Below are 26,135 nucleotides of genomic sequence, written 5' to 3'. Positions count from 1 at the left end.
AATTCACCTCTATATCAATCTACTACTTAAATGCTATGGATAAATCTTCATAACTTTAGTAAAAATTGACTTATCTTCAGAAAATGATGCGATTTCAGGCTTGTCAGAAACTCCAAACACAATTGCACCTTTTGAAAGTACATATGTCCCTATCTCGAAAACTTCACCTGTTATAAGGATTTCTTCAGAAAAAAGTGTTTCAAGCGGCGTATCGGAAGGCAAATAATCCATTCGGGCAAGGGTTTTTTCAAGTTCTATTTTTCTAAATGTTGGGAATAGTGTCGGCGACTTTTTAATAACATTATCCTTCACTTCCTGAACAAGCCCTTGAATAAGTCCTGAAACATTAATACCTTCGATAAATTCTTCAAAGGAGATTGTGTTTGCGCGTCTTAAAAATTCATCAAAAGAAATTGCATTTGAGTAAATAATAAGCGCTACAATTGATACAATATCCTGATTATCTTGGGTAAAATGTAAAAGGTCCTTCGTGTGGATCGACTTATAGAGTTTTAAAAAATTTTCTTCTTCGGCTGTGTCAAAGTGCTTTTCAAAAATTGTCTCAGCAAGAGAAACTATAGCGTCAGTCCTTGCCTTATCAATTGGCAAATGGTTTCTTCCGTGTGCCCCAATTGCCGTTTTATCAATGTCAATAACAAGAATTGTTTTATCACTAATCTTATCGAAAACAAGATCCTTAACTTTTGACCAACTATCGTTAAAAACAACGTATCCATGCGGTGAATTTGTATTCTTTGCCTCTTCGTCTGTAATGACTCCAAAAACATCAAATCCTAATTCCTTAAGGTTTTTTATCACTGTAAGATCGGAAAGAAACGTATCGCCAAGATAAATTATATTTGAAAAATCCATTGCACTTTTTAGGATTTCCGAAAGGACAATTGCATAATCTTTGTCTTTTTTACGTGGAAGTGTTTGAAGCCCAAGTTTATCTTTGAGCATTTCAAAATTTGGAAGCGACCTTCTAACAGGATTGAGTTCTCTAAATACGATGTAATCGTTAAAAATATCGTTTAAGTTGCCTCTTTTGAACATCATATAAGCCCCTTTACGTATGCAAGTTCTGCATTAAGAATACTCCCACCTGCAGCCCCTCGAATTGTATTATGAGAAAGAACGGTGAAGGTCAAAATACCACCTTTTAGTCTTATTCTTCCAACACTTACACTCATTCCATTTCCGTTATTTACATCAAGCACAGGCTGCGGCCTTAAAGGGTCCTCAAAAATGATAATTGGTTTTAGGGGAGCAGTAGGAAGCTTTAGTTCCTGTGGAAGTCCTCTAAAATCTCTAAGAGCACTTATAATTTCAGGCAAATATGCCTCAACCTTTAAGAAAACCACTTCAGTGTGTCCTTCACGCACAGGCACTCTGTTTGTTCTTGCAAATATATTGATATCAAAATCTGTAAACTTTTGAACGAATTTTCCTAAAATCTTTTTTGTTTCGATTTCAATCTTTTCCTCTTCCTTTTCAATGTATGGTAAAACATTTCCATGGATTTCCAGAGCAGAAAGCCCATGAATGCCTGCACCAGAAATTGCTTGCATTGTCACAACAAAAAGATCACTTATCTTAAATCTATCTAATAGTGCCTTTAAAGGTATCACAAGACCGGTTGTGGAGCAATTTGCATTTGTAACAATGAAACCTTTTGTCCCTTGGAACTTTACTGCCTCGATATGGTCAGGATTTACCTCGGGAATTAAAATAGGCACAAACTCATCGTATCTGTGAGATGATGTATTTGAAAAAACAAAATGCCCACTTTTTGCAAGTTCTGTTTCAAGTGTGTTTGCAACATCCGAAGGAAGTGCTGAAAATACAATGTTTTCTTGAACAGTAGGCGAATCTTCAAAAGATTTTAAAACTATACTCTTTGCATATTCTGGTATATCTTTCTCCAAAACCCACTGAACAGCATCCTTATACTTTTTTCCCGCACTTCTTTTGCTCCCATAAAGGCTTGTAACTTCAAAAAATGGGTGGTTCTCTAAGAGGCTTACAAACCGTTGCCCCACCATTCCTGTTGCACCCATAATTGCAACTTGCTTTTTCATATATATGCCTCCAAACTTAAAATGTCTTGAAGCACACCCTCTGCTGTAATCCTAAGTCCTGCTCCAAGGCCTCTTATTGTTATTGGTATTCCTGAAAAGTTTTTTAGATAAATTTCAAAGATGTTTTCTCCCTCTTTAAGGGTTGCAAAGGTAGAGTCCTTAGGAAAACTTTTTAGCCTGATCCTCAATTTATCTTCAATTTCAACAACAGGATACACAACTCCATTTTTTGAAAGTTCTTTTATGCGTTTTTCAAAATTTAAAAGGTCATCTTCGAAAAATTCATCAAGTGTTTTTGCCTTCGTAAAACATTCAAATTCAATATCATTTTCTTTAAAATCTTTTCCTATAACATAGGAAAGAATTTTCCCCTTTCTAAGTAAATCCATACCAACAAGGTCGTCAACAGGATTTGGCTCTGTATAACCCAACTCAACTGCCTTTAAAATTGAATCTTTCAAAGATGCTCCTCTATTTACAAGCGTAAAAATGAATGATAACGTGCCAGAGGGAAGCGCAACAATTTTGTAAACTTCATCACCTGAATTTATAAAGTCCCTTATTACCTTAATTATTGGAAGGGAAGCGCCAACTGTTGTTTCAAAAAGAAATTTTCCTTTTTCGGTTGTAAATTTTTTGAAAGTTTGATAATCTGTTGCAAGGTTTTTCTTGTTTGATGTTACTACATTATATCCCAACGAAAGAAGTTCAAGGAGATCCATTCCAATTGTATCAGAATTTGTCACATCAACTATTACTGTGTTTTTGGGAAGCGTTATTATGTAATTCAAAGGTAAGCCTGTATTCTTGAAATTAAAGTCCCAATTTAATATGTGTGCGTCAACCTCATCACCTTTTGCAAAACTTCCTGACCTTGCAAGTCCAACATAACGCAAACGAAGATGAAGGTCTTTCTCAAAATGAAATTCATTTTCCTTGATAAGTTTTATGAGTTCCTTTCCAACAGAGCCTACACCAAATTGGAAGATGTTTATTGTTTTTGTATTCGGTTTTGCAAGACCAAGTTCGCTATGAAGTGCGTTTATACTTTTTGAAACGTCACCTCTTTTAACAACAAACGAAAGACTATTTTCTGATGACCCCTGCACAATAGAAAGGATTTTGAAGCCATATCCATAAGAAATTCTAAAAATCTCTTTGTGAAGTGCTTCGTCATTGTTAAGACCATCTCCTACAATTGAAATAATAGAAAGGTTTCTCTTTGAAGAGATTTTATCGATGAGTTCGAGTTGAAGTTCTCTCTCAAACTCTTTTTCAAGGCCTTTAACAAAGATATCAACATCGCTATCCTTAACGAATAGGTCAACAGTCTGCTCTGATGAGGACTGTGCAATCATTATTATATTTACATTTTCTTTGCTTGCAACATCAAAAATCCTTTTTGATACACCTTTAAGCCCCTGCATCCCCTTCCCTTCAACGGAAACAAGCGCAATATCCTTTATGGATGTAACTGCCTTTGGCCCTAAAAATGCCGTTTCGTCTGAAATAAGAGTATGCGGACCATTTGGATCAAACGTATTTAAAACTCTAATTGGAATATGCTTTTCCATTGCAGGGATAAGGGATTTCGAGTGCATGACTTTTGCACCAAAATAAGACAACTCTCTTACCTCTGCATAACTCAACTTTTCAATTGTCTTTGCATCGTGCACGATTTTTGGGTCAGCTGTTAAAACCCCATTTACATCTGTATAAATCCACACTTCCCTTGCATCAAGAATTCTTCCTAAAATTGTTGCAGAGAAATCACTTCCCCCACGCCCAAGGGTTGTTATTGATGAATCAAAAGTTGCGCCAATATATCCTGTTACAACGGGAGTAAATCCCTCTCTTAAGTATCTCCCAAAGATTTTTTCTGCTCGCTTTTTACTTTCCTCATACATTGGGTTTGCATCAAGAAAATCAGGAGTTGTTATAAGGAATGTTGTTGCATCAATAGGTGCAGACTTAAGTCCCATACTTTGAAAATACTTTGAAACAACTCGCGCATTGAGACGCTCCCCAAAGGATTGGATAAGCGCATTTGCCTTGTCAGAAAGCTCCCTTAACTTAAACACTGCAAAAAGGATTTGCTCAAGTTCACTAAGCAATTCATTAACCGATTCAAGAGTGCCCCCAAAAAGCTCAACCGAAGTATCATTGTGCTTCTTTCTTATTGCATCTAATACATCCTTGAAACCCTCATTACCTGAGACGGCAAGATTACCCGCTTTTATGAGGCTATCTGTTATACCACTCATTGCAGACACAACGACAATTTTTGATTCAGGAATATTTTTAACAATCTCATAAACCTGCTTAATCGCTTTTGCATTGCCAACGGAAGTTCCACCAAATTTTAAAACAAGCATACTAAGATACCTCCGATGTGATTTTCTTTAAAGTATTTTCAAGGTCTTTGAGTGTAATGATTTCAAAAAATCTATTTTCAATTGGGACATTTTTAATTTTTCCCGTATGCAAACTAATTGATGTGTCAGGGTCTTTCAAAATATTACCTGTAAGAATTAAAATAACTGTGTCGCTTTTTTTAATGATGCCATTCTTTCGGAGTTTTCTTAATCCTGCAAGTGTTGAAGCACTCGATGGTTCACAACCAATGCCAAGGTTATCAATGTCCTTTTTTGCTTCAAGGATTTCGTCATCAGTTACACTTTCAACAACACCATTCGTAAATTTAATGGATTGCACTGCCTTTTCGTAGTTTACGGGATTTCCAATGCGAATTGCTGTTGCAATGGTCTCCGCTTTCATTGGCTCAAATGTTTTAAAATCATTTTTGAAAGCATTATAGAATGGTGAAGCACCTTCTGCCTGAATAACTGCAAGGCGTGGAATTTTGTCAATAAAATGAAATTCATAAAGTTCTTTTAGTGCCTTTCCAAATGCAGAGGTATTTCCAAGGTTGCCACCAGGCAAAATAATCCAATCGGGGACGTTAAAATTGAGTTCTTCAAGCGTATTTATAATAATTGTCTTTTGTCCTTCAAGGCGAAGCGGGTTTAAAGAATTAAGAAGATAAAGTTTGTATTCATAACTTGCCTCTTCTACAAGTTTCATTGCATAGTCAAAATCGGATGCTATTTCCAGTACATTTGCACCATACGAAAGAGCCTGCGATAACTTGCCAAAAGCAACCTTGCCTTTAGGAATAAAAACAACACTTTTAAGTCCTGCATGTGCAGAATAACTTGAAAGAGATGCTGAAGTATTGCCCGTTGAGGCACACGCTGTAATTTTAAATCCAAGTTTCTTAGCAACAGTTACACCAACAGTCATTCCCCTATCCTTAAAAGAACCAGTGGGATTTTCTCCTTCGTGTTTAAAGTAAACTTCCATTCCATCAACGACTTTTTTGTAGAGATTTGTTCTACCCTCGGGGAGTGTAACAATTGAGTCTTCTTCAATATCAAGCACAAATTCCCTGTATCGCCAAACACCACTTTGATCATAAGGCTTAAACGACTCCCTTCTTTTAAGAAATTCATCCTTTAACGAGGGAGTTAGTTCGTCTTTTATGCTTACTTCAAGCAATCCTCCACACTCACAGCGAGTTTTGGATGAAAAAATATCATAAGTTTTTCCACACCTAATACATTTAAGTACCCTTTCCATATTGGGATAATTATAATAAAAATTGCAAATTTTGAAAAGAAAAATTAAAATAAAATTTGGTGGAAAAAAACGCCCTTTTAAATACGCTCTGGCTATTTCAAAACAAACGTCACATAGACTCTTACTTCTATTTCATTCGAGCCTATTTCAATAGGTACACCTGCACCCATCCCCTCGCCTCCGCCGCCTCCAAAGATTGGTGTAGCCGTTGGTTGTCCTATATACTCATAGGAAACAATTTTATAATCAACAACTTTCTTACCAATATTCTTTGCGATTTGTTCCGCTTTTGATTTTGCATCAAGAAGTGCCTTATCGATTAAACCATTTTTAATTTCATCTTCATTGCTTACCTTGAAATTAAGATTATAGAAGGCATTTGCGCCTGCATTTGCAGAAGCATTAATAACATCACCAATGAGATCTGACTTAACTGTAACAGTAAGATCATGTTCAACACTATATCCAGTTCGAGTTGGTGGTTGTGTGTTGTAGTCATAGGTAGGGTTAATCCAAAATGATGAAGTTTGAATATCCTCACCTTTTACACCAATGCTTTTGAGTGCATTTATAACTTTATTGATATCCGCATTGTTTTTACTCAGAGCATCCTTAACAGTTTTATCTTGAGTTGTAACACCAAGTGTGACTGTAACCAGATCCTTTGCAATGGTTGTTTTTGCAGTTCCCATAACATTAACAGTTGTTCCAATTAAAGATTCTTTTGGCATGTTCATCCATACTAAAATTGCCAAAATCAATACAAGTAAAACCATAATAAAAATATTTTCTTTTTTCATATTTTACCTCCTCTTTAATTAGATATCCAATTTCGCTAAAAAGTTCCATTAGGTGCATAAATTTTAATATTTTGTTTTATATTCAAATTGGTGTAAAATGTTTAAAAATACAAAATAGGAGGGTAATATGGAAGAGTTAAAAGATTTTGACCCAAAAGATATTGAGGAAAATAAGGTGCTTGCAAGTTTGTCCTACATTTCGATTCTCTTTATAATTCCTCTTCTTGTAAAGCGAGACAGCAAATTCTGTGTAGAGCATGCAAAACAAGGGCTTGTTTTGTTTTTAATTGAAGTTGCTTTAGGAATTATTAATTGGATTCCAATAATCGGATGGATTATAGGCTCGCTTGGTGGCATTGTCCTTTTTGTTGTTTCTCTTCTTGGCTTTATTTATGCAATTCAGGGAAAATTTTGGAAAATCCCAGGTGTCTATGACTTAGCACAAAACTTCAAATTTTAAGTGAGAAAATAATATGGAGTGGAATATTAGTTCAAAAACCGTTCTTATAACAGGGGCAACATCTGGCATTGGTAAGGCAACCTTGATGGATCTTGCAAAGTCGGGTGCAAATGTAATTTTCACCGCAAGAGATGTAAATAAGGCAGAGGCGGTTCTTAAAGAGGCAAAAGAGTTATCAAAAAATGAAAATATCGAATTCTTTGAGGTAGATCTTTCAAGTTTCAAATCAATCTCTGATTTTCTTACAAGGTTCAAAGAAAAATTCCACAACCTTGATATCCTAATAAATAACGCAGGCACGTGGAACATGAAGCTCACGTTAACAGATGATGGCATTGAAAAAACCTTTATGGTGAATTACCTTGCACCGTTTTACATAACGCATTCGCTATTGCCACTTCTCTTTGAAAACATACCTTCAAGAATAATCAATGTCTCCTCTGCAATGCATAAGGGTGGTAAGATAAATTTAGATAACCTTGAATTAAAAAATCACTACAATGGCATTCAATCTTACAGTAATTCAAAACTTATGATTCTTATGTTTACAATTGAACTTGCAAAGAGACTAAAGGACAAAGGCGTATATGTATTTGCCGTTCATCCAGGACTTGTTAGGACAGGACTCTTTTCAAATTTCCCAAAGCCTTTAAGAGATTTGTTTCTCATGGGAGCAAAAACACCAGAACAGGGAGCGCAAACAAGCATATATCTGTCAAAGGCAAAGGACATTGAATACCTTACGGGCAGTTATTTTGTAGACTCAAAACCTACAGACTACCTTTATGTTGCAGACAACGAGGAGTTGCGAAGAAAACTTTGGGATAAAACAATTGAATACATAAAGAAATATATAAAGGATTTCGAACCTTTAGTTTAATTTAATAACCCCTCGAATACGAGGGGCTTTTTTAAAGATACGTTTGCTACCACCTTTCTTTAGTAAGTTTCCCCAGAGTGGTAAAATGCTTCAATCTTTTCTTCATTTTCTTTGAGAATTTTTTCCTTCCTCTGTTTGTATTCTCGTATTCTTTTTGCAACTTCTGGATGATCGTGCTCAAAGACAGGACGAGAAATTTCTTCCCATTTCTTTGAAAGTTCATCAAGATGTTTTCCAACTTCTTTATACATATTCTCTAATGTGCCATCTGTTGAGCGAACACCTGGTAGTGACCCTATCTTTCTAAATATATCTGGATTGTCGACAAGCATACAAGGTCTAAGCAAATTATCTGAATATGGTTGAAATTTTTGAATCTCTTTAAAGAATGGAAGTTGAAGTGCTTCCTTTAAACTTATCTCATTGATGTTTCCCTGGGCAAGGTGTATGAATGCGCATGGCTCGATACCACCATCTGCTGTAATGTGAAGATAACTTCTTGCACCTGCAATACAACCATCAGTATATATGCCATCATTCCAGAAGTCTGCAGCAAAGAGAGGCTTTGTTGAGCGAATTTCATTTATTCGTTTATAGGATTTTAGGCGTTGTTCAGGTGTAAGCATGAGAGTTATATCAGGGTCTTTTCCTGTTGGTATGTATTGGAAGTACCATGCAATCTTTGCACCTTTATCAATCATGAAGTCAACAAATTCATCTGAAAGAACTTCTTCAATATTTTTGCTTGTTTCAGTTACAGAGTATCCAAATGGGACTCCTGCCTTTTTTAGATTATCCATTGCCTTTACAACCCTATCCCAGGCACCAGGTCCTCTTCTCCAGTCTGTCTTTTCTTTAAAGCCTTCAACACTTATACATGGCACTGCATTGCCAACTTCTGCAAGACGCTCTGCATACTTTTCGCTTATAAGCGAACCATTTGTATAGAACATGAATGCCATGTCGTTATGCTTTTTGAAGATGTCAAGAAGATGTGGGTATATTGTTGGTTCACCGCCAGATACAACAATAAAGTAAATACCAAGTTCTTTTGCTTCTTCCATTAATCTATCAAATCTTTCAAAAGATAATTCATGTGCTCTATCATAAGATCCAGCCCAACAACCAATACAGTTATAGTTACACTTTTCTGTTGGATCAACAAGCATAAACCAGGGGACTTTTATACCCTCTCTCACAGTTATTTTATGTTGTTTGGGCACACCATACCAACCTGCATTCACAATGAAATTCACAGCAATTTTTTGAAGGATATCCTTTCTTGTATCGGTGAATAAATTTACAATGTATCTTTTTGTCGGGGTGTCAGTGCTTACCACATCAATGATATTTTTTATTTGGTTTTTGAACATTTGGTTAAAGTTAAGCGTGTTTGAAAGTCGGTATAGTGTCTCAAATCCTTTCCTAAGATTTTTGTCCGGGTTTTTATAAACATAACCAATAAACCATTCAATGCTCTTTGATAAAGCCTTTCTCTTTATCTCTTCTCCTATACTCATCTTACGCCTCCTTTAACCAAATTTTTGGTTTTTTAGGTAATATATTATACACCCAAAAATATTTTTACAAAATTTACTTGTCAAATGATTTTGAAGAGATGCAAAAAAGCTTTAGGAGTTATAACACCACTCATTTAAAATGCGCCAATACATTTATTTCTTATTAGAGGAAGGATACTCTCCTCCAACTCCACCCAAAACAAAAAATCTTTTTATCCTTAGGGGTAAGTTAGAAAGGGGATGTGCCCCTTTCTAATTGAAGTCACCCCGAGATTGTTTTCCGAGGGGTCTCCTCCTTTCAACCTGAGGGGGAAACAACCCCCTCAGTACCCCCCAAAAAAGTCATCCCGAACGAATGTGAGGGATCTCCTCAGTTAAATCTGACGGGCAAAATACCCTCCTCAGTACTCCCCCAATAACACAATTATCTTGTAGTCATGCCGAAATGACTTTCTGAGGCATCCCCTCATTTCAATCTGAGGGGGCAAAATACCCCCCTCAGTACTCCCCCCAAAAAAAGTCATCCCGAACGAATGCGAGGGATCTCCGCCTTTCAGGGGGAGTTAGAGGGGGAGCCTTTAGGTCCCCCTCTAAATTAGGACACCCTCCTCCAACTCCACCCTAAAAATAAAAAATTTTCTTAGCCTTTCAGGGGGAGTTAGAGGGGGAGAATTGTTAATCCCCCTCTAATATAAAAAGAGGAGATTCCTCGTGGCTTCGCCACTTCGGAATGACAAACAAAAATAAAAACATTCTGTTTCAGGGAGAGTTAGAGGGGGGCCTTGTTAATCCCTCTCTAAATTAGATATGTCTTGCTTTGCTCGACATGATAAACCCACTTGAAGGGTCTAAAAAGTTTCTAACTAACTCCCTCTTCCGTCCTTAGTGCTTCTGGATTAGGAACTACGTCGCTATCAAATGCACCAACAAACTGTGCGTAGTAGAGTTCCGCATAGAAGCCCTTTTTCTTAAGAAGTTCTTCATGTGTTCCTTGCTCAATAATCTTGCCATTATTCATAACAAGGATTGTCTTTGCATCCCTAATTGTAGAAAGCCTGTGAGCAATAACAAAGGACGTCCTCCCCTGCATGAGCTTTTCCATTGCCTTTTGAATAAGTTTTTCAGTTCTTGTATCAACATTACTTGTTGCTTCATCAAGGATAAGCACAATCGGGTTAACAAGAAACGCTCTTGCGATGGTTAAAAGTTGCTTTTCCCCTGCAGAGATATTTGAAGCCTCTTCATTAATTACCGTATCATATCCTTGAGGCAAACTTCTTATAAACCTGTCAGCATGTGCTAATTTTGCAGCTTTGAAAATCTCCTCATCGGTTGCATTATCTTTACCATAAGCAATGTTCTCCTTAATAGTGCCATTGAAAAGCCATGTATCCTGTAAAACCATTCCAATTTTTGTTCTTAAGTCTCCACGTTTAATCTTTCTTGTATCAACTCCATCAAACCAAATTACACCATCTTTAATCTCATAAAATCTCATAAGTAAATTTACAAGAGTTGTTTTACCTGCTCCCGTTGGACCTACAATTGCAACCATCTCTCCAGGTTTTGCAACAAGGTTAAGGTCTTCAAAGAGTGGTTTTTCTTCTACATAACTAAAATCAACATTATCAAAAACAATTTCCCCGCGTGGATTGGTAATGAAAACTGTATCCTTTGGATCTGGAAGTTCTTCCTCTTCATCCATCACATTGAACACTCTTTCTGCACATGCCATCGTTGATTGAAGAACGTTTGAAATATTTGCAATTTGAATTATCGGTTGAGAGAAAGACCTTGAATATTGAATAAATGCAGTGATATCACCGAGATTAAGTACATTATGAGCAACATATATCCCACCAAAAACCGCTATGAATACATAAGCAATGTTACTTATGAAGTTTGTCATAGGCATCATAATACCTGTTAAGAATTGCGCTTTCCAGTTTGCAGCGTAGAGGTCTTTATTTATTTTCTCAAATTTCTCGATAGAATCTTTTTCTCTATTGTAAGTCTTTACAACAACATGGCCAGTATACATTTCTTCAGCATGCCCTAAGAGTCGCCCAAGGTGAATTTGTTGCTGTCTAAAGAAGTTCTGAGAGAATCTAATTATAAGAGACATGGTAAGTGCATAAACTGGCAAACTTAAAACAGCAATAATTGTAAGTTTACCACTTATCGTGAGCATCATAATAAGATAGCCAATAAGTTGTGTTATGGATATTATAATTTGGGTAATACTCTGTTGTAGAGTTGTTGAGATTGTATCAAGATCGTTACTCATTCGACTTAAAATATCGCCTGTTGAATGTGAGTCATAGTATCTTATAGGCAATCTCATTAGTTTCTCGAAAAGGTCTTTTCGAAGAGAGTAGGTGGTCTTCTGTGCAACGTCTGACATTATATACTGAACAAGGAATGTAAGGAATGAACTTAATACATAAAGACCTACAAGTAAAAGAAGAATTTGTCCTAAGCTGTCAAAAGGAATCCTTCCACCATTTTTCTTTATTATATCAAGTGCATTTGTAAGATCCGTTTCTGAAAATTTAAAATTCCTCATTTGAGGTGTATTTCCCGCCGTATTTCCCATGAAAGATGAAAGTTTATCAAGAGGTAAATTCTTACTCAGGTTAATTATATCTTCAACAATTTTCGCTCTTTCAGAATAATCATTTATGGTATTCACAAATGGATAATTTACAAAACTCTCTAAGGCTTTGAACTGATCCTCAGTTAAACTTGCCTTTGATAAAAATTGCGTTAGCACTTCTTTATCGGCTTTTTCCTTTGCCTTCGATACTGCTTCTTCAATTACACTTTGTGGAACCTGTTTCCCTTCGAATTGTTTTAAAACCTGAGCCTCTGCCACTTTCTCTGCTTGTGTTTTTGCTTTATTTAATGTATCAAGCATAGTTTTAACTTGAGGAAGTGTCTGCTCTTGTGCTTTTGAAACTCCGGCTACAAGATTTTGAGCAATAAACCCATTTGTTATCTCATTAATAGCATTTCCACTAATTCTTGGACCAAAAACCGTAAAAACCGTGCTTGCAATAGCAAGAAAGATTATTAAAGTTAATTTGCCAAGTTGCGGTTTTAAGTATCCCATAAGACGCTTAAATGTGCCCCAAAAATCTCTTGGCTTTTCAACAGCGCTTCTTAAACCATGAGGTCCACCGCCCATAATCATTGGGCCAATTCTTGCCTGTTGGGTCTCTGTCTTCTTTCCGTTCATGCCAAACCCTCCCTTACGAGGTCTTCCTGCGACAGTTGCGAGAAGACAATTTCGCGATAAACCTCTGAAGAATTCAAAAGTTCTTTGTGTGTTCCAATACCTACAATTCTTCCCTCATCAAGGACAACAATTTTATCTGCACTCATAACACTTGCAACCCTTTGAGCAACAAGAATAACAGTCGAACCTTTAATAACATCTTTCAAAGCCGCTCTCAATTTTGCCTCGGTTTTGAAGTCAAGCGCAGAGAAGCAATCATCAAATACAAAAATATCGCCCTTTCTTATGATTCCTCTTGCAATAGAAATTCTCTGTTTTTGTCCGCCCGAAAGGTTTGTTCCACCTTCTGAAATAATCGTATCATAACCTTGTTGTAATCTTTCAATAAAGGCGTGTGCTTGTGCAATTTTTGCTGCCTCAATAATCTCTTCATCTGTTGCATCAGGTTTACCAATTCTTATGTTTTCTTTTACAGTGCCAGTGAATATAACAGCACGCTGAGGCACATAACTTATGCGCCTCCTTAACTCTTCCTGAGGAACTTCCCTTACATCAACGCCATCGATCAGAAGTTGCCCTGAAGTTACATCGTAGAGCCTTGGTATAAGGCTTACAAGGGTTGACTTACCGCTTCCTGTTGTTCCAAGAATTCCTACGACTTCTCCTGGTTTTGCTTCAAAAGTTATATCACGAAGAACAGGTTCCTCTGCATTTGGATATTTAAAACTAACGTTGATAAATTGGATGCTTCCTTTTTTTTCATCTGGAAACGTCTTTGGTTTTTCTCTATCCTTTATTTCAATTGGAGTTTCAAGAACTTCTACGATTCTTTCGCTTGCTGCAACTGCACGGGGAAGCATAACAAAAAGAATAGTAAGAAAAACAATACTCATCAAAATCATCATTGCATATTGAATAAATGCAACCATTGATCCAAGGTTTGTGTTTCCTAAATCAATTCCCTTTGCTCCATACCAGATAATTGCAACTGTTGCAAGGTTCATCCCAATCATTAAAAGCGGCATAAGTACTGCCATTATTCTATTTGCCCTTATATAGGTATTTGTCACGTCAAGGTTTGCAACATCAAATCTTTTCTTTTCATATTCAGTTTTGTTGAATGCTCTTATTACTCTAACACCCATAATGTTTTCTCTTACGACCCTATTAATCTTATCGATCTCCTTCTGTATGAGTAAAAACAGTTTCGTTACAGGATTAATAAAAAGGACTATTATAAGCGCAACGGTTGGGATAGCAACGTAGAGGACTCTCGTAAGATATGGACTTGCATTATACGCAAGTATGAGCGCATCAATCCCCGTAAAAATAGCGTTTGAAAGCATCATTATAAGCATCTGCGTTGATTGTTGAATTTGCACAACATCGTTTGATGTTCGCGTTAAAAGTGTTGATGCGCCAAATTTATTAAACTCATAAAGAGAAAAACTTTCTACATGTTTAAAAAATTTGCTCCTTATGTCTCTTCCAAGTCCCATTGAGACATGGGATGTAAGGAAATTTGCAGCAATAGAAGCAAGTATGCCTAAACCCGCAATAAAAAGCATAAACATACCTTGTTGCCAAATGTAATTTATGTCCCCTGGTAGGATACCATTGTTTACGATTTTCGACATGATAGTGGGAAGTTCAAGGTTTGCTCGCACCTGAAGGTAGATGAGAAAAACTGCTCCAACTATTAGAAACAAGTACTTTTTTAAATTTGCATAGAGTTTTAAAAGGCTCTGCATAGATACCTCCTAAGAAATTCTACATTAAAATTTATATAATATCTTAAATGAATCATGAAATCATTATAACACCTAAAAAATTATTTGCAAGTTATCTTACCTAAGTCTTTTCTTTAAGAAATTCGATGATTTTGTCAGGATAGTCTGAGATAACAGCAAATACATTTAAATCGTAAAGTTTTTCAAAGTCTTCTTTTTCGTTTACAGTCCATGGAATTGTAATTGAAGCATAATTCCTATATTCAGGTGTTACAAATTCAATTTCAGGCTTCAAAAGATCAATTTTCTTTGCATATAGCGATACATCCTCCGGGACATGCGCATAGAGAAACGCAAATTTGATTTTTGGAAAACGCTCTTTTCCCTCAAGCATCGCTCTGTGGTAAAAAGACGAAATAAAAAATCCACCGTAATTAAAACTTTGGACTATTTTTGCAACAGCCTCAAGATCCTTCGGGTTTTTTAATTCCACATCTACCATTTTGCTTCTACTTTTTGCAATTTCAAGGACACTCTCAAGCGTAGGGACCTTTTCGCCATCCTTTGAAATACTTTCAAGTTCGAAAAGTGTATGTTCTCGAATTTTAAAATCAACTCCAAAAACACGTTTGAGATTTTCATCATGAGAAACAACAATTGTGTTATCAAGAGTTGATTGCGTATCAAGTTCAATCCCGTCTGCGCCAAGCTCAAAGGCTTTTTCAAAACTTCGAATCGTGTTTTCGATTTCGTACTTACAACCTCTATGCCCTAATACCTTCATATTTGCCTCCCCGAGATATTATAACATTCGTTTTCAAAAACCCTTTTATTTCTATATGTAAATGAGTATAATTATCAAAGCATGAAAAAGAAAATAATTATTATCTTTATTATTTTGGCTTTATTTTTAAATGTATGTGAAACAGTATTTGCAAATGAGAAAACTTATCCCAGTCTTACAGAACCTAAAATAGCACTTATAAGGCTTGAGGATGTAAGCCCGTGGTACGCAATACAAGTAAACGGCCTTGAAGTGTTAAGAAAAACTGCTGATTACCTTTATGATGAACATGTGCCATTCCATGTATCGGTTGTCCCCATTTACATAAATCCACTGGAAAATATCCACCTCGATATGAGCGATACAAACAATCCCAAGATGAAAGCATTTAGAGAAACCATTTTATATATGGCTTCTCATGGCGGTATTGTTGGAATTCATGGCTATACTCATCAACATGATAGCGGTGTTTCAACTTCTGATTTTGAATTTGGAAAATGTGCCGAGTGCTCGACAGATTCCTGCGCAGAAAGTCATATAAAAAGTGCAATTGAAACGTTTGAAAAATCAGGTATTAAATTTTGTTACTGGGAAACCCCACATTACACCGCAACACCCTCTCAATACAAAATATTTGCAAAGTATTTTACCTTATTTTATGAGCCCGACTTCCAATTCCATTGGTCAAAAACTGTTTCTGTTTATTACAATTTAAGAGATGATAAAAAACCAGTTTATTTTATCCCTGCACCCCAATTAATGGTGCAAAGTAAATTTGATGTTGAAAGAATTCTCTTTAGCGCAAGGAGTAGTCGATTCGTAAGTTTCTTTTTCCATCCATATGAAAACTTTAAAAGGCTTTACGGAGGACCAAATACCTTAAAGTTTGATATTAGCTCAAGTCTTGAATATCTTGAGACACTTATAACAGGGCTTAAGAAAATGGGTTTTACATTTAAAACGATAAATGATTTAAATTTCGTAACATTTTATCCAAGCGAAAAATTTTACACAGTAAATAACCTGTATTTAGTATTGAAAGATAAATTAGTCTTTAAGAACAAAACAGTTTATCTGCCACTCGTAGAAATTTTATCTTCTATGAATATCAAATATACAGTTTCAAATGGCTCCGTTCAATTTGAAGTAAACGGCAACAAATTTAAAATAACAAATGGTATGATTTTTACAAATGACAAGAAATATACTTCAAACAATAAAATTCCAGGCATAGTAATGCTTGCTAAAAACCAACAAATCCTTATTTCGAAAGAGTTTATATCCAAATTTCTTGCAGTTATTCAAGTAAACCCTTTTAATAAAGTAATAATTATTTTGAATTAATTTACCTTTTCCTGTGTTTCGTTTTCGGTTTCTTCCATTAAAGCCTTCTTGCTTTCGATTTCTGTTAAAACGGAGTCCAATTTGTCCTTTCGTGTTGTAACCAATTTGTTATATGTGTCTTTTAAATCGTTAATTGCTTTGTCTAATTTATCAAACTCCTTAAGGTAATTTCCCCACTCTTTCTCAAATTTTACCATCAAATCAAGGACATCTCTTACGGACTTTTCCAAAATGTAGTACTCAGTTGCTTTTCTTAAGACGGAAAGCAACGCATAAAGTGTGGTTGGAGACGTAAGAACTATTTGTTTTGACAGTGCTTCGTCAATAATACCAGGCTCTTCGCTTAAAAGAAAAGCATATGTGCCTTCATTTGCAATAAAAACTGACGCAAAGTCAACGGTGTTTTCATTTACATAATTCTTTTTTGCAACTTCATTAATTCTATTCTTCACATCCTTTATAAATTCTTTTTTAAAAGATTCTTTTTCAGCTTCACTTTGTGCTTCGATAAACTTCTTGTAGTTATCAAGTGGAAATTTTGCATCAAGGTTTATAACCTTTCCATTTGGAAGGTAAAATGTAAAGTCAGGTCTACTGTCACTATCTGTTGTTTGCTTTACATAGTTTATACCTTCTTTAAGCCCAACAATATTTATAATATCCTCAACAAGGCGCTCGCCCCAATAACCTCGTATTTTCGTATTCGTTAGATACGATTTTAAAGTCTTTGTGTCATTACTAATATCAGAAAGGGTTGAAAGCGTTGAAGTGATTTTTCCATACTCCTCTTTGAGATCTGAAATAGATGTATAGAGTTTATGGATATTTTCAAGCAAAGAATCCTTCACAGAACTTTTTAACGACTCCTGCATTTGTGAAATCTTCAAAACCATAATTAACATCGCTATTGCAAAAACCACTAAACCAATAACCAAAATAACTGTAGTATTCATAAAAACACCTCCTATTTACTATTTTACAAATAAATTTTACAACTTTGGAATTTTTTTCAAATATTTTTTCGTGCAGAAATTAAAAATTTAAAGAAAGAAGAGCTCTACGATTTCAAATACTCATTACAAAAAAGGATAATATCTATTCTTTTATATCTAAAAAGCCACCCACAAAGTTCATTTTAGTGAGTCTCCCTTATTTTAAGAAAATATTAAGGACGCTTTCTAATTATAGACACTCTTAATTAATTCTTCATAAAGAGTAAAACACGCTAAAAAAGGAAACTATTCGATTTAAGCAATGATACTGCAGAAAGTTGAATGAATATTGTTCCTAAGTTCCATTTTTAAAGTAGGAAAGAAAAATCCAAAATATGACAAAAATGCAAGAAGATTTACAGGTTTCTTTGTGAGTTCACGCTTTGAAATTTGATAAGTTAGAAAAGTTTTTAAAAATTTTTTTTCAAATTGTAGAACTTTTTTGAGAGTTTGAAAGTCTTATTATATGAGGAAGGATTTTTGCTTAAAGTAAAAAAAAGAATTTCCAAAAATCTCTTAAAAATTTATTGACAAGAGAGAGGGGGACGATAAAATACAGTAAAAGGAAAAATTTATCCTGACTTTATCACTTACTCTTCATTTTTGAGTATTTTTATCTAAAGAATGTAGTATTTATGTAGCTGTAATTTTTTGTTTTTTAAAATTGTAGTAGCAATATTTTATCATTTATTTCTTGTTTTTGCTTGCATTTTTTAATATTTATGATACAATAGGATATGTTTGTAAAAGTTACTAAGTCTGGAAAGCATAAGTATGTCTCCATAGTCTCGGCATACAGAGACAAAGAAAAAAGTATCATAAAGCACAAGGTGATCCTTAACCTTGGTAGATTAGATATGATTGAGAACAACCCAATGTTTGGAAGATTAGGCCTTCGCCTTGCAGAACTATCAAAGTTTAAGGATATGATTGACCTGAATACGGTAAAAGGTGGAAATGTCGTTAATACTGGCTATGCTGTCTACAAGAAACTCTGGGATAACTATGGATTAAATAAACTGCTTAATGATATGAGAGAGAAAACAAATATCCAGTTTGACTTAAACACTTCTATCTTCTTAATGGCAGCAGAACACCTTATGAATCCAAAGAGTAAGCTTGGAACATACAACAATCAACTGCACTATGCTAATCTTCCTTCTGTAGGATTAAACCACCTCTATCGTTCCCTTGACATACTATCAGAGCATAAAGAAACAATTGAAGATTACCTTTTTAACAAACAGAAGAGCCTATTCAATATGAATGTTGATGTTGTCTTCTATGATGCAACAACATTCAGGTTTGAAAGCGTAAAGAAGGATACATTAAGAGACTTTGGATTCAGCAAAGAAAATAGGGTTAATGAAGTGCAGGTTGTCTTAGGACTGCTCATTGATATGGTTGGTCGGCCAATAGGATATGAACTCTTTCCTGGCAATACCTTTGAAGGTAAGACACTTGAGTCGTCCCTTGATAAACTCAGTGGAAGGTTTGGCATACGCAGGGTAATCATCGTTGCAGACAGAGGGCTAAATTCAAAGCTCAACTTAAAGAAAATCAAAGATAAAGGGTATGATTACATTGTTTCATCACGCATAAAGAGCATGAAGAAGGATGTGCAGGAAAGTATCCTGAATGAAGAGGGGTACGTCACAATAAAAGGGAAAGATACCCTTAACCTCAATTCAGCCGATTCAAGCCAAGATGAAGAAACCTTCAGATACAAGCTGCTTGATTATGTAAATACTGTAAGAGATACAGATAACAAACTGTATGACCTCAAAGAGAAGCTCCTTGTAACTTATTCTCCCTTGAGAGCTCAAAAGGATAGAGAGGATAGGCAGAGGTTGATTGATAAAGGAGTAAAATTTCTTGATAACCCTTCTGCTATCAGTGGAAGCTTGAAGCGTGGAGGAAGAAAATACCTCAAGGAGACAAACAAGCTGAACTGGGAATTGGATAAAAATGCAATGTCAAGGGATGAGATGTTTGATGGATACTATGCAATAGAGGTAAGCAAGACTGATATGAATGTAAATGACATTCTTGATGCACACCATGCTCTATGGAAGATAGAAGAATCATTCAGGATAATGAAGAGTACGTTGGAGGTTAGGCCAATCTTCCACTGGACCGAAAAAAGAATCAAAGGCCACTTTGTTGTTTGTTTCCTCTCTTTCCTTCTTGAAAGAACGCTTGAACTAACACTTAAAGAGAATAATATCAAAGCATCACCTGAAAGAATCAAAGAAGCACTCAACTTAATGAATCTTACAGAATTTAGTGCAGAAGGACATTCATTCTATCTTAAAACAAAGTGGGATGAGCTTGGTAACAAGATTCTTAAAATACTTCATATTAAACCTCCAAAAAACATTACTCCCTTTGAAGAGTTAAGAATCTAATCAGAACAAAAAGATCAAACAGAAGTTTGTAGTAGCAAAATGAAGGTTTTTAAAAATTAATTCTTAGGATTTATGCGGGTTGGTTCAAGGTCAACTGATAAAGTCGGGAAAATTTATTGACAAGAGAGAGGGGGACGATAAAATACAGTAAAAGGAAAAATTTATTAATTTGATAAAAAAGGAGAAAACTCAGGGAAATGTTTGTAACATATACATCTTTGAGTAACTGCAGGAGTGAAATCTCCCTCTGAAAGGAAGGTGATGTGTTGAAGCGAGGGCAAGGCTCCGAGGAAAAGGAGGTAAAGTAGAAATAATTACAAAAAAAGTGAGTAGATAAAACTAAATTTTGAGAAAAGAAAAATAATAAAATTTTAAGGAGGCTAAAAATGGAGAGATCAAAAGTTAATAAGCTATGTATTTTATTAATTGTCATCCTAATGTCCGTCACCATGGTAGGATGGTCTCATCCATTAGAAAAAGCAAAAGCTGCAACTCTTGTAAAGCAATGGTCTTTTTATGACGCAAGTTCTAATTTAACTTATAATTGCTATGAATACTCCGATGCTTCTCTCAAAGTAGTAGAATATTTTTATGGCGGCTCAAGAACTATTTATGGTCATGCTTATTTGGACCAAAATGGATACCCAAAGGCAGCAGTTGATTTGGCAACTTCACAGTACTGGGATTTTGTGGTTAGCAACTATAAAAAACAAACAAATTTTGATTTAGTAATGTCATTAGCTTCTCTTGTGGTTTATCCATATATTCCTGCAGGAGACTATGCCGTATACAAAAGCCTTGCTTGGGCGCTTATAACAGGTATCATTCAGTCAAATATAGATAGAAATGTTACAGATGTTATAAAGATTGCATTTGAAATTGGGTGTTCGAGCCAATGCGCAATTGATTTAGCCCACACTCCTGGTGTAATCTTGCCAACTGTAATTGTTCAAAACGAGTAAAGTATTTAGGATTTTAAAAATGAACAAGAGAACATTAAGTACCTTAAATAGAGAGTTAGGCTTTGTAATTGCAATAACACTATTCCCGTTAACGATGTTTAGGTATTTTGCTCTTACTGCTGAATGGTCGCTTGCTTTATTGTTTATAATTTCTGTACCTATTATCTTAATCACCACAAAATCACTTTTAGATAAAGAATTGTCTACAAAAAATTATGGCGAAGTTTTTATCCTTGCAAGCCTGATTCTAGTTTTTGTTTTCTTCCTTGCTTTTATCTTTGCTTCTCCCTATACTAGATTTCATTTTTTTGAAGTATTGTATAAGCACAAGACTGCTATTTACTTAGCTTTAGTCATTTCTACGTTTATTTATAATCTTACTGTCATTTTTTTTGAGGGATGCAAAAAATTTACCTACATCTTACCTGTATTGATAGCAATAGCTCTTTTCTTAATGAAATTTCTATTCAATGTCTACTCTGTTTTCTTGCTTGACCTTCTTTTGCTTTTTTCGTATTCATGCATTGAATATAGATATAAAACTAAAGAAAAGACTATTAAGAATGTAGAAAAGTACCCAGGAGATTAAAGACTGAGTTTATCGAAACTCATTATTAAAGGAGCCCTTGTTAGGGCTCTTTAGATTTTATTGACTATATACTACAACCTAATCTGAGAGATTCAAAGCTTTTACTTGTATTTTTCTTTATGTAAAGGGGACCATCAACTGAAAAGGCTCAAATTTTCACAAGACTAAGAGAGTCATTTAATACAATATTTCCCGTAGCCTACACCCAAAAATACGGAAAACACTACAAAATTTAATAAGTTGTAAAGTTTCTTAAAAATTCTATCAAATTCATGGAACTTTTTTGTAAGTTTGTAGGTCTTGTATATGAGAAGAAAAAATTTATAAGAATTTTTAGAAAATTTTTTAAAACCTCTTGACAAGAGAGAGAATAAAATATGATATAACTGGGAGCGGAATCTCCCTGGGGATTGGAGGTGATGCGCTGAAACGAGGGCAAGGCTCCGGAGGAAAAGGAGGTAAAAACAGGCAAAAAGACTACGAAAAGCGATATTTTTATTAAGAATATTAAAAATTTTTAAAAAGTGCAATAATATTTTCGATAGGAGGTAAAGCAAAAATGAAAAAAGTAATCATTTTGATGCTAATTTGCATGCTTTTATCAATATTATTGGGAGTTATTCCTCAAGCGAATCAAAATACTTTAGCTTCTCATCAATTTCCTGAACTTAAAAGTAATGTAATAACACCATACATGAGCAAGGACAATCTTTCCATATTAAAAAGCACGGCAAAAGTTTACGAAGAATTATTAAAAAGCTCGCAAAACAAGACATTTGATTCATTATTGAACGTCCTTTCTAATGAGAGCAAGACATTTAACGAACTTATTAGCGGTAAAACTGTTATTGTAAATGTACCTCAAAATAGTAAGCCCCCAATTAAACCTGAATGGTGCATTTACATTCCAATGAGTGGCTCTGTCCCTAAGTACAGTCAACGGGACTACGGGCCATATTCAAATGCAGATTGGATAAATATATCGTTAAAATGCTTACCAAACTACACAATCACTTTGTATATAACTGACATAACCAATAACACCATTGTAGCAAGGGTAACAACTGCAAATGGAAGCGTCAGTTTATCATCTAATTTGAGCCTTGAGCACAGTTATGATGTCCACATATTCAACTCTGGAAGCGGAGATGTTTCTTACTCTGGACAAATAACTCTATCAATTAAGTAGCGATTTAGTAATGCAAAAAATATAGAATTTTTCTGTATAATGTAAAAAGGAGCGATAATATGCAGAAGCTATTAAATCGATTTTTAATTTTTGTAGTAATCGTTTTACTTACAATTTCCATCGGTGAAGGTATTTACATATTTAGAACAAAACAATCAAACAGTGCATCACAAATTCACCTCACAAACACTAACACTTCAAGTTTGCTTGTGCCATACCGTAAGGGCAACTTGTGGGGATTTTCGGATAGAAATGGAAAAATTGTTATCGAGCCTCAATTTGAGGATGTGTGGTTCTTTACAGATGGTCTTGCAAAGGTAAGGATAAATAATCATTATGGATTTATCAATGAAAAAGGTGATTTTGTAATTGAACCAAAATTCGAAGTGGTTCGCGCATTCAGAGATGGGCTTGCACTATTTATGAAAAACGGATTATTTGGTTATATTGATACAAAAGGAAATGTAGCGATACCACCTCAATTTGAAAATGCATCGGATTTCAAAGAAGGACTTGCCCCCGTAAAAAAGAATGGCCTTTGGGGATATATTGATAAGAGCGGAAGATTCGTAATTGCGCCAATGTATAACTTTGCTTCAACTTTTGAAAATGGCATTGCACTTGTTAGTTTCAAGGAATTTGACGGCTATATCGATAAGAATAACCACCAGTTTTTCAAGGATGATTAAAGCTCGCTAATCAGACTCATTGTGATTGCGCTCAAAAGTGGCACTGAGAAATTGTCATCCTCAAACGGAGCAAGTTCTGCAAGAGTTGCAACAATTGCCCCAGTCAAAAATACGGCAACACTTACAAGCCCAAGTTTGTAGTAAATTGATGCAATAAGAGTATTTGTTAAGAATGCAGCAATGGTCCCTTCAAGAGTCTTCCCAGCAAAGATGTGGAATTTTCCAATACTAACACCTATACTCCAAGCGGAAAGATCTCCAAAGATTGTAAACATAACTGCAAGCGAGCCAATTGAAGGCGAAAAGAAAGACAAAGTCATAAATGCACCAAGTAAAAACATAACCATAGATGATATGCGTTTTTCTTCACTTGCTTTATAAGGGATTAGCCCTTTAAAGCGTTTTTTTGAAAATCGTAATGCTTCAAAAATGATAAATGCAAGAAGCACCGCTCCAAGAAGAATAAGCGTGTATATTTTGTAGAACATAATCCCTATTGCAAATATGGATGCAAACGGCCTTAACCACTTTCTTGACAGAAGTTTTCTTTCTTCAATGGTTGCTTCTTTAAATTTTTCGCTAAGTAGATACTCTACTCTTTGTACAACACTATAAAGACCTGCGATGAGAAATGCAACACTTTCCACACGGATGCTATAGTAAAGAATAACTGCAATGACAAACAAAGGTAACACAAAAAGTGTAATGGTGTCAGCAGAGTGCCATTTATTCCGCATAAAAAATAAAAGTGCAATAATAAGAATTATCGGAATAAATACATAGGCAAAGCGTACATCATGCATAAGAAGTAGCACAAGCGAATAGCCCATAACACCAATAGATGCTGCCATTCCACGACCACCTTTAAACCGAAGATAAAATGGAGCAATATGCCCCAAAACGGCTGAAAAACCTGAGGCGAACGCAACTGGTAAAGATGCACCCAACTTTAACGCTACGAAGATAGCAAGCGGAGATTTAAAGATATCATAAATACCAACAAGAATTGCCATTTTATATCCAAAAAGATTTGCCGTGTTTGCGATACCCGGATTTTTTGAACCTGCTTTTGTTACATCAACTCCTTTTAATTTTCCTATAAAATACGCAGGTAAGAAACTTCCAATAAGATAACCAATAACAATTGGAAAAATTGCTTTTAAAAGCATTTCCATGGACGCCTCTTCACAATACTACAAATATTTTCCATTTTCATTATTTTATACGTTTTTTCACAATTTTCATATAATGTGCTATAACTACTTGGAGGAGAAAATGATAAAAATAGTCGTTGACTCAACAGCGTATCTTTCAAATGAGTTTGTAAAATCAAACGACATTAAAGTTGTTCCAATAAGGATCTTCTATAAGGAAAGAGACTTTAAGGAAGGTGAAGATATATCAATAGAGGAGTTTTATCAGTTTCTCAAAAATGCAGACGAATTCCCAAAAACTTCACAACCTTCTCCTGACGATTTCATTAATGTCTTTAAATCTGTAATTGAGAATGGAGACACCGCAATATCGATCCTTATCTCGGAGAAAGTAAGTGGCACTATAAATTCTGCAAGGCTTGCAATAGAAACTCTTAAAACAAATGCAATAAAAATTATAGATTCAAAATCTTCAATCTATGCAATAAGATATTTAACGGAACATGCGCTAAGTTTAATACAGAAGGGATTCGATTTTGAAACTGTCTATAATCAAACAAATAAAGTTGTTGAAAGACTTAGGGATAGATTTGCCTTAAGCGAAATTAAATATTTAGGCGCAAGTGGACGCATCAAAAAAGAAATCGCACTTATCGGAAGCGTTTTAAATGTAAAGCCTGTCTTCTCGTTCACGGATGGTCTCATAAAACTTGAAAGCGTATTTAGAAGTTTTAGCAAGGCAAAGGAATACCTCAAGAAATTTATCGCAAACGAATTTAATGAGTTCGGTTTAGAGAAAGTTGCAATCATGTACGGACTAAACCGAGATGAAGCAAACGAATTTGGAGAATATGTGAAACATACCTTTGGGGTAAATCCAGACCTCATTCAGGTAGGTTGCTCAATTGGGAACTACGCAGGACCAGAATGGCTTGGCGTTGGGATACTTAGGGGCGAAACATGAATATAATGGAATTTTTAAAGAAAAACTACAAACTCTATCTAATAAATACTGTTCTTGCGGTCGTTATTTATTACACGTCGAAAATTTATGATTTTACAAACCATGCAACCGCAAATGTGCATGTACTTGCAACATCATTTGATAAACTCGTGCCATTCATTCCACAGTTTATTGTTATATATAATTCACTTGAACCTGTTATTTACCTCACACTTCTTTTCTTTTTCATCTTCCATCCACGTATATTTACCCCACTTTCTCTTTCTTTTATTACTCTTTTTCTTGTAAGCAATTTTGTGTATGTAGTGTTCCAAACATACGTTCCACGACCTCAAATAACAATTGGAAATAATTATTTTGTGAATGAGGTTGTAAAATTATATTCAAGCGACAACCCATATAATTGCTTCCCAAGTTTACATTGTGGCACATCTGCATTGGCTTCTTCAGTTTGGTTTGTAAAAAAGAAATACAAGCTAATTGCATACTTAATGTCGATATGGGCAATTTTAATAATCCTTTCGACACAATTTTTAAAGCAGCATGTAATTGCTGATATTATCGGTGCACCCCTTGCAATAGGAATTTTCCTTGTGTTCTACAAAGCATTTAATCTCAAAAATGAATATTAAAGAAAAATTAATTATTTGTTAATAAACATGCTTTTAATCTTGTTTCATATAACACAAACTCAAGAGATACACCAGTAAAA

At 35.0% G+C, this 26,135-nt stretch carries 21 protein-coding genes; 10 read left to right on the top strand and 11 right to left on the bottom strand.

Going from position 1 to position 26,135, the window contains the following annotated elements:
* Positions 1-33: 33 nt before the first annotated feature.
* The 5 genes from CSE_RS02485 to CSE_RS07860 form a co-directional block, all read right to left on the bottom strand.
* Positions 34-1,059, bottom strand: a complete 1,026-nt coding sequence (locus tag CSE_RS02485) for a hypothetical protein (RefSeq protein WP_014453069.1) — start codon at positions 1,057-1,059, stop codon at positions 34-36.
* A complete protein-coding gene (gene asd / locus CSE_RS02480) occupies positions 1,056-2,081 on the bottom strand; it encodes an aspartate-semialdehyde dehydrogenase (RefSeq protein ID WP_014453068.1) in 1,026 nt (341 codons plus the stop codon). The genes CSE_RS02485 and asd overlap by 4 nt, the downstream gene beginning before the upstream one ends.
* Entirely contained in the window at positions 2,078-4,456 is a 2,379-nt protein-coding gene (locus CSE_RS02475; RefSeq protein WP_014453067.1) for an aspartate kinase, read from the bottom strand. The genes asd and CSE_RS02475 overlap by 4 nt, the downstream gene beginning before the upstream one ends.
* Position 4,457: 1 nt before the next feature.
* The gene (gene thrC / locus CSE_RS02470) at positions 4,458-5,639 is read right to left on the bottom strand and encodes a threonine synthase (RefSeq protein WP_231837267.1); all 1,182 of its coding nucleotides are present in this window, start codon (positions 5,637-5,639) and stop codon (positions 4,458-4,460) included.
* A gap of 173 nt (positions 5,640-5,812) precedes the next feature.
* Positions 5,813-6,520 carry an SIMPL domain-containing protein gene (locus CSE_RS07860; protein ID WP_014453065.1) on the bottom strand — a complete coding sequence of 236 codons (708 nt, stop codon included), beginning with the start codon at positions 6,518-6,520 and terminating at the stop codon, positions 5,813-5,815.
* A 127-nt stretch (positions 6,521-6,647) separates the two neighbouring features.
* Between CSE_RS07860 and CSE_RS02460 the strand changes: the two genes are divergently transcribed.
* Positions 6,648-6,980: a hypothetical protein gene (locus tag CSE_RS02460; RefSeq protein ID WP_014453064.1), complete on the top strand. Its 333-nt coding sequence runs from the start codon at positions 6,648-6,650 to the stop codon at positions 6,978-6,980.
* 13 nt (positions 6,981-6,993) lie between these two features.
* Positions 6,994-7,860 carry an SDR family oxidoreductase gene (locus CSE_RS02455; protein WP_014453063.1) on the top strand — a complete coding sequence of 289 codons (867 nt, stop codon included), beginning with the start codon at positions 6,994-6,996 and terminating at the stop codon, positions 7,858-7,860.
* A 59-nt stretch (positions 7,861-7,919) separates the two neighbouring features.
* On the opposite strand, the gene CSE_RS02450 is transcribed toward CSE_RS02455, so the two are convergent.
* From CSE_RS02450 to CSE_RS02435, 4 genes are all read right to left on the bottom strand, one after another.
* Entirely contained in the window at positions 7,920-9,380 is a 1,461-nt protein-coding gene (locus CSE_RS02450; RefSeq protein ID WP_014453062.1) for a radical SAM protein, read from the bottom strand.
* Between the two features lie 859 nt (positions 9,381-10,239).
* Entirely contained in the window at positions 10,240-12,618 is a 2,379-nt protein-coding gene (locus tag CSE_RS02445) for an ABC transporter ATP-binding protein (RefSeq protein ID WP_014453059.1), read from the bottom strand.
* Complete coding sequence (locus CSE_RS02440) at positions 12,615-14,369, bottom strand: ABC transporter ATP-binding protein (protein ID WP_014453058.1); 1,755 nt, start codon at positions 14,367-14,369, stop codon at positions 12,615-12,617. Before CSE_RS02440 ends, CSE_RS02445 begins: the two co-directional genes overlap by 4 nt.
* A gap of 100 nt (positions 14,370-14,469) precedes the next feature.
* Positions 14,470-15,132 (bottom strand): glycerophosphodiester phosphodiesterase, encoded by a 663-nt coding sequence (locus tag CSE_RS02435; protein ID WP_014453057.1) that lies wholly within the window; start codon positions 15,130-15,132, stop codon positions 14,470-14,472.
* 81 nt (positions 15,133-15,213) lie between these two features.
* Between CSE_RS02435 and CSE_RS02430 the strand changes: the two genes are divergently transcribed.
* A complete protein-coding gene (locus CSE_RS02430; protein WP_014453056.1) occupies positions 15,214-16,476 on the top strand; it encodes a DUF2334 domain-containing protein in 1,263 nt (420 codons plus the stop codon).
* On the opposite strand, the gene CSE_RS02425 is transcribed toward CSE_RS02430, so the two are convergent.
* A complete protein-coding gene (locus tag CSE_RS02425) occupies positions 16,473-17,429 on the bottom strand; it encodes a DNA recombination protein RmuC (protein ID WP_014453055.1) in 957 nt (318 codons plus the stop codon). The genes CSE_RS02430 and CSE_RS02425 overlap by 4 nt on opposite strands.
* Positions 17,430-18,205: 776 nt before the next feature.
* Between CSE_RS02425 and CSE_RS02420 the strand changes: the two genes are divergently transcribed.
* The 5 genes from CSE_RS02420 to CSE_RS02400 all read left to right on the top strand — a co-directional run bounded on the left by CSE_RS02420 (position 18,206) and on the right by CSE_RS02400 (position 23,305).
* A complete protein-coding gene (locus tag CSE_RS02420; RefSeq protein ID WP_014452655.1) occupies positions 18,206-19,876 on the top strand; it encodes an IS1634 family transposase in 1,671 nt (556 codons plus the stop codon).
* A 386-nt stretch (positions 19,877-20,262) separates the two neighbouring features.
* Positions 20,263-20,838 (top strand): hypothetical protein, encoded by a 576-nt coding sequence (locus CSE_RS02415; protein WP_014453054.1) that lies wholly within the window; start codon positions 20,263-20,265, stop codon positions 20,836-20,838.
* Positions 20,839-20,857: 19 nt separating this feature from the next.
* Positions 20,858-21,427, top strand: a complete 570-nt coding sequence (locus tag CSE_RS02410; RefSeq protein WP_014453052.1) for a hypothetical protein — start codon at positions 20,858-20,860, stop codon at positions 21,425-21,427.
* A 592-nt stretch (positions 21,428-22,019) separates the two neighbouring features.
* Complete coding sequence (locus tag CSE_RS02405) at positions 22,020-22,616, top strand: hypothetical protein (RefSeq protein WP_156785885.1); 597 nt, start codon at positions 22,020-22,022, stop codon at positions 22,614-22,616.
* Between the two features lie 59 nt (positions 22,617-22,675).
* Positions 22,676-23,305 carry a WG repeat-containing protein gene (locus tag CSE_RS02400; RefSeq protein ID WP_014453048.1) on the top strand — a complete coding sequence of 210 codons (630 nt, stop codon included), beginning with the start codon at positions 22,676-22,678 and terminating at the stop codon, positions 23,303-23,305.
* Here CSE_RS02400 and CSE_RS07855 read toward each other — a convergent pair.
* Positions 23,302-24,480 (bottom strand): glycerol-3-phosphate acyltransferase, encoded by a 1,179-nt coding sequence (locus tag CSE_RS07855; protein ID WP_014453047.1) that lies wholly within the window; start codon positions 24,478-24,480, stop codon positions 23,302-23,304. The two genes, CSE_RS02400 and CSE_RS07855, sit on opposite strands and share 4 nt — an antisense overlap.
* 100 nt (positions 24,481-24,580) lie before the next feature.
* Here CSE_RS07855 and CSE_RS02390 point away from each other — a divergent pair, with 100 nt between their 5' ends.
* Together CSE_RS02390 and CSE_RS02385 are read left to right on the top strand one after the other, a co-directional pair.
* Entirely contained in the window at positions 24,581-25,423 is an 843-nt protein-coding gene (locus tag CSE_RS02390; RefSeq protein WP_014453046.1) for a DegV family protein, read from the top strand.
* The gene (locus CSE_RS02385; protein ID WP_014453045.1) at positions 25,420-26,055 is read left to right on the top strand and encodes a phosphatase PAP2 family protein; all 636 of its coding nucleotides are present in this window, start codon (positions 25,420-25,422) and stop codon (positions 26,053-26,055) included. The genes CSE_RS02390 and CSE_RS02385 overlap by 4 nt, the downstream gene beginning before the upstream one ends.
* Positions 26,056-26,135 lie beyond the last annotated feature (80 nt).

The sequence above is a fragment of the Caldisericum exile AZM16c01 genome, from assembly GCF_000284335.1.
GTDB lineage: Bacteria > Caldisericota > Caldisericia > Caldisericales > Caldisericaceae > Caldisericum > Caldisericum exile.
This window is presented reverse-complemented; position numbering and strand designations above follow the sequence as displayed.